The sequence below is a fragment of the Microbacterium sp. genome (assembly GCF_043427715.1).
Lineage (GTDB): Bacteria > Actinomycetota > Actinomycetes > Actinomycetales > Microbacteriaceae > Microbacterium.
This window is the reverse complement of sequence record NZ_JBHWTD010000034.1, coordinates 1-9,036: the sequence shown is the minus strand read 5'-3', so window position 1 is coordinate 9,036 and position 9,036 is coordinate 1. Positions and strand designations below refer to the sequence as shown.

Sequence of the window (9,036 nt, the reverse complement as noted above, 5' to 3'; positions counted from 1 at the left end):
CAACGAGATCACCGACGACGAACTCACCGAAACCCAGCGACTCCTGAACATCAGACCGCGTCGCACCCTCGGCTACCGGAAACCAGCTGACATGATCAACGAACTGATCAACGGTGTTGCGCTGACAACCTGAAACCGCCGTCCACGCGATGTCCATCTGGACATTTCGGCCTGACGGGCATCGATGCCGAGGAGTGCCGGGTTCGGGCGCCTGGCCGCCCGGGCAATCGCGGTACGGTCGAGGATGCCCACCCGTATGCCCTGGAGCTCGCTGCCGCCGACCGTCACACGTTGGGTCGAAACGGAGCTTGGCGGGAGAGTCGTCACCACCAAGGCGCAGCAGAACGGGTTCTCCTCTGGATCCGCCGATCGAGTAGTGACCGACAACGGGCGCCGGGTCTTCGTGAAGACGGTGTCGCGCAGTCGCAATGCCGAGACCTTGGAGCTCCATCGCAGAGAAGCGACGATCATGCGGATACTCCCTACTGAAGTTCGGGCACCGGCCCTGCTCGGCGTTTTCGATGATGACGAGTGGATCGCCTTGATGCTCGATGACGTTGAAGGCGTGCATCCCGGCGAGCAGCACGGTGCAGACATACCCGCCGTACTCGACGCGATCGCCGAACTCCCAGAGGCTGCTGGCCGGCTGAGCACCCTTCCGCGGCTTCATGACGAACTGGCCGAGGACTTCAGCGCCTGGAACAGCATCGTCGCCGACGATGCTGATGCGACCCTGCCGTCGCTCGCCCTCACGCTGCGCGACCGCATGATTGAGGCCGCGGTAGGAGCGGCCGACGCCGTGGTCGGCGATCATTTGGTTCACCTGGATTGCCGCGCCGACAACATCCTGATTGATGGAACGGGTGCAGCATGGCTCATCGATTGGCCGTGGGCGTCGATCGGAGCGCGCTGGTTCGACGGCGTCACCTATCTCCTCGATGTCGTGATGCGGGGCGAGCTCGTTGACGTCGACGGGTACCTGAGCCACCCTCTATTCGAGACCCTGCGGTACGAGCAATTGGATGCCGTTCTCGCCGCCCTCGCGGGCACCTTCTACAACAGCGCCCGACAGCCCGCGCCCCCCAACATGCCCACGCTTCGCGCGTTCCAGCGAGCCGAAGCGGATGCCGCCGTCGCCTGGCTCGCCCACCGCTGGGCATAGCGTGGGCAACATGCCCCGCTTGTGGCTCGCCCCGGACGACGATGACCGGCTCGGCTGAGCTCGATCTGGTCGACCTCCGACTGACGGCGTCGATACGGAAGCTCCTTGCGGGCCGTGCCGACGTGGCGACGGGTGAGGTGGAGATCACGCAGGGTGGCGAGGTGGTCGACCTGGCGGCAGCGAAGGGCCCGATCCGGATCCGCCGCGCGCGCTGAGCTCAAGGGGCTCGGCGCGCTGAGGTCAAGGGGTTCGGCGCGCGGCGCGGGGTCGGGTGGGATCGGAGGGTGCAGACCTTCGTTCCCTACCCCGACTTCGCCCGCAGCGCCGCCGTTCTCGATGCGAAACGGCTCGGCAAGCAGCGCGTGGAGACGCTGCAGGTGATGCGCGCGCTGACGATCCCGGACTACGGCTGGCGACACCACCCGGTCGTGGCGATGTGGCGGGGGCATCGGCCGGCGCTGATGGCCTATCAGGATGCGGTCGTCGACGAGTGGGAGCGTCGCGGCTTCGCCGACACGACGCGGGAGTCGACCCTCGCGACGCTCGATGAGATCCCGGCCGACGGGGCGGACTATCGCGAGGGATCGATCATGCTGCCCAGCTGGTGGGGTCGCGAGGACGTGCACCGCTCGCACCGGTCGAACCTCGTGCGGAAGGATGCCGAGCATTATCGAGCCCAGGGATTCACCGAGCCCGACGACCTGCCGTACGTCTGGCCGAAGGCGGAGTGAGCGGTCACCGTACTGGGAGACCGCGCACCTCGAGCCCGATCAGCCGGAGGGCGTGCTCGAGTACACGCGCGGGTGGCAGGCAGCCGACAAGATCGTCTTCTCGCGGACGCTTGCTGCCCCGACGACGTCCCGCACCCGGCTCGAGCGGGAGTTCGACCCCGTCGCGGTCGCGCGGTGGAAGGAGGAATCGGATGCCGATCTCTCCATCGACGGACCGACGATCGCGACCGAGGCGATCCGCGCGGGCCTCGTCGATGAGTACCACCTGCTCATCGCCCCGGTCGTCGTCGGCGGGGGCCGGCGATTCTTCCCTGACGGCGTCGCGCTCTCGCTGCGTCTGCAGAAGGAACATCACCTGCCGAACGGGCTCGTGCTCCTCGAATACGTCCCGCGCTGACGGCGAGTTTCGAGGGCCCACCCGCATTGACGTGACGCGGCTCCTACCCGTGCTCTACGTCACTCAGAACGGTGCGGGCTCCGTGTTCGCGGTGAACACCAGGGTCCTCGCGGGGTGATCGTCGTGGCGCCGGCCGGTCGGCGTCGTCCATTCCAGCGTTCCGTCCGGCAGCTGCCGGACTCGCCAGGCGGAATGGTGTTTGAGGGTGTGATGTCGGCGACACAGGTGAGCGAGATTGCGGATCTCGGTGGGGCCGCCGTGGGCTGCGGCGACCGTGTGGTCGACGTCGCAGCGGGCGGTGGGGACGCGGCATCCGGGGAATCGACAGTGTTCGTCGCGGGCGGCGAGCATGCGGCGCTGCTGATCGCTGGGCCGGTAACGGTCGACTGCGAGCACGGCGCCGGTGCCGGTGTGCACGAAGAGGCGATCCCACCCCTGTGCCGCCGCCGCGAGGGCTCGAGCCGTCGCAGGATCGATCACCGTGCCGCTCGTCAGTTCGCCGCAGCCCCCACCGCCGAGGAGAGTGTCGACCGGGATCACGACCTGCACGTGCGCGCGGATCGACGCGGAGACGGCGCTCGAGCGCTCACTCACCTCGGCGGTCGCGTGCCCGGTGAGCAGCAGGTCGCTGAGCACGTCGGCGCGCAGTTCGCTCAGTCGACGGTGATCCGTCTCCGGCGCGGCATCGCGCACCGCCTTCGCCACGCTCGTGATCCGATCGAAGGCGGCGTGCGCCAGCGTTGACGGCAGCCACGCACTGAGCATGCTCATCCCGTCGTCGCCGTCTTGCACACGCACTTCGCGGCCCGCCCTCGCCTCGACATGACGCTCGGAGATCGACCGCGGCGCGTGCGCCGCAGCGAGTCGAGCCACCGCGGTGCGGGCGCGGCCCGGTGTCTCGCGGCGCGCGACGACCAATGCCTCGTTTTCGAAGGCCGCCCGGGCATCCGCATCGTCGATGCGGCCGCCCAGTTCGGCGATCATCCGCAGGTGGGCGGCAGAGATCTCGCCCGCAGTGAGAGCGCCGAGCGTGGCGGGGAAACGGTCGCGCACGATGGCCGCCTCGGACATCCGGATGCCGGTCGTGCGATCAGCGGTGTGCGTCGCCGCACCGATCTGCGCAGCCAGGGATCGCAGCGGGATGTCCCGGTCGGGATCGCCGGAGGACGACGACGTGCCGATCTGCTCGACGCCGAGGTCGTAGGCGCTGGCGAGCAGGAGGGTCTCGGTCGCCTGGGCGAGCGCGAGCATGCGCCGCGCCTGCGCGATCGCCTCGACGAGCGCCGCCGCGCGCAGGTCTCCACCTGCGGGGCTCTGCTCGACGTCGCTGTCCATACCCCCATTGTGGTGACCCCCTCCGACATTGCTTCGGGGCCGGCACGACGGATGCCGCTGGGCCCCGGCCCCGCTCTGACCGCCGGCGCCGGCGTCCAGCCCGCTCAGCCCGCCAGCGGGATGACCTCGAACCGCCCGTCGGGGCCCGCGAGCACGAGCACGTGCCGCGCGGTCACGTCGGCGAACGCAGCCGACAGTGCGGCGGCATCCGTCGTCCACGGATCGATGACCGGTGCGGCCCCTGAAGCGGAGGCGGCCCCCACCGTTGGAGACGCCATCGGCCAGACCTCGACCGATGCGCCCGTGGCCGCTGTGATCGCCCGGGCGAGCGCGGGCGCGGCATCCGGAGCGACCAGCGTCACGCGACCGATGCGCTGGACCGGTGCCAGCCCCTCGGCGGAGATGGTCGCGCGATCCTGCCGCCAGACGGCGAAGTGGTACGTGAAGACCAGCACCGTTGCGAGCAGCAGCCCGAGGGGGGCGCGCACGCGGTCAACGAGGCTGGAGGCGGTTGTCGCGTCGAGGAGGAACTCGAACAGCCGCGAACCGACGACCAGCAGCGCGATGAGCGCCACCACCGCGCTCGCTCCGAAGACCGCGACGAGATAGATGCGGCGGCCCTGGAAGGTGATCTCGTCTCCGGTGAACCGGCGTCGAGGCTGCCACATCGCCCACCACACCGGGGCGCCCACGACGAGCGTCGCGATCCCGCCGAGCAGAATGCTCCGCGTATCGGCGGCGACGAGGGGACTCACCAACGCCCCGAGTGTCGCGTTCACGACGATCCCGAGGCCCGTCGCGACCCCGACCAGTCCGAGCCCTGCGACCACAAGGGCGGCGGCGCGCCGCGTTTCACTCGATCGATCGACCGCGACGCGATGGTGCGACACCCAGATGAGTCCCCCGATGGTCGTCGCAGCCAAGGCCGTGCCGAGCGGCGAGAGCATCTCCACGAGCGGCTGGGAGTCATCGAAGATCACTCGCAGGGCGCACCACAGCGCCGTGCCGAGTCCGATGAGCGCCGCCGCCGCGCCGCCCATGACACCCACGACCACGAGGGCGACCGCCGAGAACACCGTCCGGGTCGAGCGAGCCTCGTCATGCACCCAGTGCCACCACCAGATCACGAGCCCCACTCCGCCGCTGATCAGGGCGCCCATGGCGCCCTGCCACCACGGGGTGCTCACCAGGTCGGCGGAGGTGGCCGTGGCCAGCGCCTCGCGGAGCAGGCTGCCGAGCGCGGTGATCGAGCCGACCGCCAGATACACGAGTCCGAAGGTTGCGGCGAGCACGCCGGGCACGCTCGCGAGTCGTCGCGGGCTCCGAAGCGGATGCCGCAGCATCCACCGATGCCAGAACCACACCGCCGTCCAGGCGAGACCGGTGCCGAGGTCTGCCGGCCGCCATTGCCCGCTGAGGCCGGTCGAGACCATTGTCGTCAGCGTCGTGGTCGCGATCACGAGCGACAGCAGATACACCGCGGTGACGTACAGACCCCAGGCCAGCGATGCGCGTTCGGATTCATCGCGGCCGAGCCGGCGCCACAGCGCCCACCACAGTGCGCCCCCGAGAGGTCCGCCGATGAGGGTGAACGCCAGCCACAGCGACAGGTCGCCGGCACCGCCCGCAGCCAGCGACGTCCCCTCGAAGAGCCGCCCCACCAAGCCCGCGATGCCGGTCGTGGTGATGACCACGACCGCGAACAGGAGCCCGTAGACGATGACCCGACGGACCGCTGACTGCGCGGCGCCGGGCTGCCCTTCGCCGGGCCGCGCAGGTCCGGCGGGAAGCGAGCCGGCCATCACTGCCATGTCCCGGGATCGCAGATCGTGAGCGGCCAGGGAGCGTTCTCGATCCGCCACCCGTCGGGGGTTCGTTCGAGCTCGAAGGTCCCGCTCTCCTCGAATCCCGAACCACCGAACGGGCCGTTTTCGTATGACTGGGTGATGAGCACACCGACATCGGCGGAGTTCTCGCGCTCGACGGTCGAGGACAGCGTCACCCGCATCTGGCCGACGATCCCGGGATCGTAGGGGCGGCAGTCGGCGGCCTCGGGGACGAGGTAGGTGAGCGCCTCGTCCTCGTCGCCGGCGATGACCGCCGCGGCGTAGCGCTGTACGACACCTTCCGGCGTCGAGGCGTCGCGGGTCACCGGGGCGCCGCGCGTGAAGACGACGATGAGCGCCACGACGACGAGCGCCGCGATCACGGCGGCGATCACGAGGAGCGTGCGGTCCGGACGACCGGGCCGATCGCGCGCGGGCTCCACCGCGCCTGCGGATTCATCCATGACCGAATCATGGCCCATCTGCCCCGCCCCATGGGGGACCTCCGTCGCGCGGTCCGATCTCGGCAGGCCGCGCTCGACCGACTCCGTGAGCGATGCGGCGACCGGCGCGTCAGCCCCTCGGAGCGGAACCCACCAGCTCCCGCGCCAGGACGGTCGATCCCGCGACGGCTGCGGGCATCGCGATGACCGCGCCGAGCGGGACGAGGAAGCAGAGCTGGGTCGCCACACCGAAGCCGAGCACGCGGGCGCGCTGCGTCCCGCGCAGGCGACGGCGGGTCGCGGCATCCTGCCCCCGGGCCGTCAGCGCCCGAGAGGTGAGTTCGTCGGCCAGCAGCCAGCCGGTCAGGCACGCTCCCGTCACCGCGCCGAGAACCCCGCCGACGACGGGGATGAGACCGAGCAGGCCGGCGATGATCGCGGCCAACAGACCCCGGGCCACCAGCGAGACCGCGTCGCCGATCGAGCGCCAGAAGCCGTAGTCCGATTCCGCCGCGGCATCGCCGAGATCCGCTTCGACTGCGCGCCAGATCCGCTCGTAGAAGGGGTCGCCGACGACGAGGGTGAGGGCGGTGAACGACACCACCGCTAGGACGATCGCGCCCCCGAGAAGGGCGGCACCGACCGCGAATCGGAAGACGGTCGCGGCCCACTCCGCCCACCCGTCTGCGAAGCCCGTCCACGCGTCGATGAGTCCGGGCAGGGCGGCGATGAGCCCGATGATCGCCCCGAGCAGGACGACGCCGACGATCGCGGCGGGGATGAGCCCCAGCGCCATCGCACGCGGAAGCCGGCGCCAGTACCCGAACCCGCGGAGCAGGTCGCCTGCGCCGCGGAGGAAGGCGGCCACGGGGGTAGGGGAGGCGCTCATGCCCCCATCATGTCGTGAGCGGCCCGGGTGAGGTCGGATCGGCGTGCCCGCGCGAGTAGCATCGGGGTCCATGCCCTCCGCACCCGCGTATTTCGAGCGCCTCGACGAGACCCGGTTCCGCCCCACTGCGCACGTCGGCGGCGCGTGGAACGTCGACGAGCAGCACGTCGCCCCGCCGATCGGTCTCGTCGCACACGTCATCGAACAGGCCCATGCAGCCCGGAGCCCGCACCCGATGCAGCTCACGCGCCTGACGGTGGAGATCCTCGGCACGATCCCGATGGAGACGGTCGAGGTCACCTCGAGTGTGCTGCGCCCCGGTCGGAGCATCGAGCTCGCCGACGGGACGCTGAGCCACCACGGCCGACCCGCGCTCGTCGCCCGGGCGTGGCTGCAGCACACCCGCGACACCACCGCCCTCGCCGGCAGCGCATACTCGCCGATGCCGTCTCCCGACGATCTCGACCCCGTCGACCCGACGCAGATGTGGCCCGGCGGGTTCATCGCCAGCGTCGGAGAGATCCGCAGTCGCAACCTCGAGACCGGTCGCGGGCAGGCGTGGATCCACCCGACCGTCCCGCTGCTGGCCGGTGAGCCCGTCTCTCCGACGGCGCGACTGGTCGCCCTCATCGACATCGCCAACGGCATCACCCCGCGAGCGGATCCTCGCGATGTCGCCTTCCCGAACCTCGATCTCACGCTCCAGCTGTTCCGCACCCCGGGTGAGGGCTGGATCGGCTTCGACACGACCGTGAGCTTCTCCGGCGCGGGGCTCGGCCTCACCGCGACGGTGCTCCACGACGAGCACGGACCGCTGGGCACGATCGCCCAGACCCTGACCGTCCGCCCGCACTCCTCCTGACGCCGCTCGACCTCTACGATGGGCCGTGCCGCGCCGGGCAGGCGGCGGCGTCCACGGCTACCGCTCGCGCGCGCGGGGCACCGCGTCAAGGGGCGCCTCACCGCCGCCGAGGGATGGAAAGCTGGACGCATGACCGTTCCCACCATCACCCTCAACGATGGACACGAGATCCCCCAGCTCGGCTTCGGAGTCTTCAAGGTCGACCCGGCCGAGACCGAACGCATCGTCAGCTCGGCGCTCGAAGCCGGCTACCGCCACATCGACACCGCCGCCATCTACGGCAACGAAGAGGGCGTCGGTCGCGCGATCGCCGCCTCCGGCATCGCCCGCGAAGAGCTCTTCATCACCACCAAGCTGTGGAACTCCGAGCAGGGCACCGACGCGCCGCGGCCCGCGATCGAGACGAGCCTGCAGAAGCTCGGCCTCGACTACGTCGACCTCTACCTGATCCACTGGCCGCGCCCCGACCGCGACCTGTACGTCGAGACCTTCCAGCAGCTCGAGAAGTTCGCGGCCGAGGGGCTGACCCGCTCGATCGGCGTCTCGAACTTCCACCAGCCGCAGCTCGAGAAGCTCCTCGCCGAAACCGGCACGGTTCCCGCGGTGAACCAGATCGAGCTGCACCCCGCGTTCGCGCAGACTGCGCTGCGCGAGTTCCAGGAGCCGCGCGGCATCCACACCGAGGCGTGGGGTCCGCTCGGCCAGGGCAAGTACGACCTCTTCGGCGAGAAGGCCGTGGCGGATGCCGCGAAGGCGCACGGCGCCACCCCCGCACAGGTCGTCATCCGCTGGCACCTGCAGAAGGGGATCATCGTCTTCCCGAAGTCGTCGACCGCCGAGCGCATCGCGGAGAACTTCGACGTGTTCGGCTTCGAGCTGACGTCCGACGAGATCGCCGCGATCGACAGCCTCGACCGCGGTCAGCGCGTGGGCGCTGACCCGGAGGCCGACTTCTTCTGATCGGGCCTCTCCAGTCACTCACCGCCGACGAGCTGCGCCTCGACGCCGAACCGGTCACGATCGACCCGCACCCAAAACCCGCACGCGCCTGGCTGCGCTTTGGAGCCACCCCCTGCTCGTCGACGTCGAGGTCTGCCGCTGGACCTCTGACGCCTGCGCCGTCCGGTTCCACCTCGACCAGAAGGAGTACCGGGCATGGGTGTGGTCGTCCGCGCTACGCCCCCCGCACGGCGCCTCAGGCTGAGGCCGGCTGGAAGCGGGCCTTCAGTACGTACTGACGGGGTTGGAGTTGCCGCAACGTGATGCGGCGCGGCGCCTGCCCTCCGGGGAGCGTGAGCCTCACAGACCCAATAGCGGTGTCTTCGGGGTTGAGCTCGAGGCCTGCCCAGTCGAGCTCCGTCTCGACCAGGGCGTTGTACAGCGCGCGTTCG

At 70.2% G+C, this 9,036-nt stretch carries 11 protein-coding genes; 6 read left to right on the top strand and 5 right to left on the bottom strand.

The features are described from left to right. Positions 1-244 precede the first annotated feature (244 nt). The 4 genes from ACHFGS_RS03535 (at position 245) to ACHFGS_RS03520 (ending at position 2,290) form a co-directional block, all read left to right on the top strand. Complete coding sequence (locus tag ACHFGS_RS03535) at positions 245-1,162, top strand: phosphotransferase family protein (protein ID WP_394278398.1); 918 nt, start codon at positions 245-247, stop codon at positions 1,160-1,162. Positions 1,163-1,203: 41 nt separating this feature from the next. Next, a complete protein-coding gene (locus ACHFGS_RS03530) occupies positions 1,204-1,377 on the top strand; it encodes a DUF3253 domain-containing protein (protein WP_394278399.1) in 174 nt (57 codons plus the stop codon). Between the two features lie 69 nt (positions 1,378-1,446). Continuing rightward, positions 1,447-1,893 carry an MSMEG_6728 family protein gene (locus tag ACHFGS_RS03525; protein ID WP_394278400.1) on the top strand — a complete coding sequence of 149 codons (447 nt, stop codon included), beginning with the start codon at positions 1,447-1,449 and terminating at the stop codon, positions 1,891-1,893. 52 nt (positions 1,894-1,945) lie between these two features. Next, positions 1,946-2,290 (top strand): dihydrofolate reductase family protein, encoded by a 345-nt coding sequence (locus ACHFGS_RS03520; protein ID WP_394278401.1) that lies wholly within the window; start codon positions 1,946-1,948, stop codon positions 2,288-2,290. Between the two features lie 63 nt (positions 2,291-2,353). Here ACHFGS_RS03520 and ACHFGS_RS03515 read toward each other — a convergent pair whose 3' ends face one another. From ACHFGS_RS03515 to ACHFGS_RS03500, 4 genes are all read right to left on the bottom strand, one after another. Beyond that, positions 2,354-3,625 (bottom strand): DUF222 domain-containing protein, encoded by a 1,272-nt coding sequence (locus tag ACHFGS_RS03515; protein WP_394278402.1) that lies wholly within the window; start codon positions 3,623-3,625, stop codon positions 2,354-2,356. Between the two features lie 104 nt (positions 3,626-3,729). Then, complete coding sequence (locus ACHFGS_RS03510) at positions 3,730-5,436, bottom strand: DUF5671 domain-containing protein (protein WP_394278403.1); 1,707 nt, start codon at positions 5,434-5,436, stop codon at positions 3,730-3,732. Further along, entirely contained in the window at positions 5,427-5,915 is a 489-nt protein-coding gene (locus ACHFGS_RS03505) for a hypothetical protein (RefSeq protein WP_394278404.1), read from the bottom strand. The genes ACHFGS_RS03510 and ACHFGS_RS03505 overlap by 10 nt, the downstream gene beginning before the upstream one ends. A gap of 109 nt (positions 5,916-6,024) precedes the next feature. Continuing rightward, positions 6,025-6,783 carry an EI24 domain-containing protein gene (locus ACHFGS_RS03500; protein ID WP_394278405.1) on the bottom strand — a complete coding sequence of 253 codons (759 nt, stop codon included), beginning with the start codon at positions 6,781-6,783 and terminating at the stop codon, positions 6,025-6,027. Between the two features lie 70 nt (positions 6,784-6,853). Between ACHFGS_RS03500 and ACHFGS_RS03495 the strand changes: the two genes are divergently transcribed. Both ACHFGS_RS03495 and ACHFGS_RS03490 read left to right on the top strand, forming a co-directional pair. Next, the gene (locus ACHFGS_RS03495) at positions 6,854-7,645 is read left to right on the top strand and encodes a thioesterase family protein (RefSeq protein WP_394278406.1); all 792 of its coding nucleotides are present in this window, start codon (positions 6,854-6,856) and stop codon (positions 7,643-7,645) included. A 129-nt stretch (positions 7,646-7,774) separates the two neighbouring features. Further along, a complete protein-coding gene (locus ACHFGS_RS03490) occupies positions 7,775-8,605 on the top strand; it encodes an aldo/keto reductase (RefSeq protein ID WP_394278407.1) in 831 nt (276 codons plus the stop codon). A gap of 235 nt (positions 8,606-8,840) precedes the next feature. Here ACHFGS_RS03490 and ACHFGS_RS03485 read toward each other — a convergent pair. Next, on the bottom strand, positions 8,841-9,036 hold a 196-nt coding region (locus tag ACHFGS_RS03485; protein ID WP_394289153.1), incomplete at its 5' end, for a hypothetical protein.

Bases quoted from the DNA above. Each gene is read 5' to 3' on its own strand.
- ACHFGS_RS03535 (WP_394278398.1), top strand. From the start codon at position 245: ATGCCCACCCGTATGCCCTGGAGCTCGCTGCCGCCGACCGTCACACGT.
- ACHFGS_RS03490 (WP_394278407.1), top strand. From the start codon at position 7,775: ATGACCGTTCCCACCATCACCCTCAACGATGGACACGAGATCCCCCAG.
- ACHFGS_RS03515 (WP_394278402.1), bottom strand. From the start codon at position 3,625: ATGGACAGCGACGTCGAGCAGAGCCCCGCAGGTGGAGACCTGCGCGCG.
- ACHFGS_RS03505 (WP_394278404.1), bottom strand. From the start codon at position 5,915: ATGGATGAATCCGCAGGCGCGGTGGAGCCCGCGCGCGATCGGCCCGGT.
- ACHFGS_RS03530 (WP_394278399.1), top strand. From the start codon at position 1,204: ATGACCGGCTCGGCTGAGCTCGATCTGGTCGACCTCCGACTGACGGCG.
- ACHFGS_RS03500 (WP_394278405.1), bottom strand. From the start codon at position 6,783: ATGAGCGCCTCCCCTACCCCCGTGGCCGCCTTCCTCCGCGGCGCAGGC.
- ACHFGS_RS03495 (WP_394278406.1), top strand. From the start codon at position 6,854: ATGCCCTCCGCACCCGCGTATTTCGAGCGCCTCGACGAGACCCGGTTC.
- ACHFGS_RS03510 (WP_394278403.1), bottom strand. From the start codon at position 5,436: ATGGCAGTGATGGCCGGCTCGCTTCCCGCCGGACCTGCGCGGCCCGGC.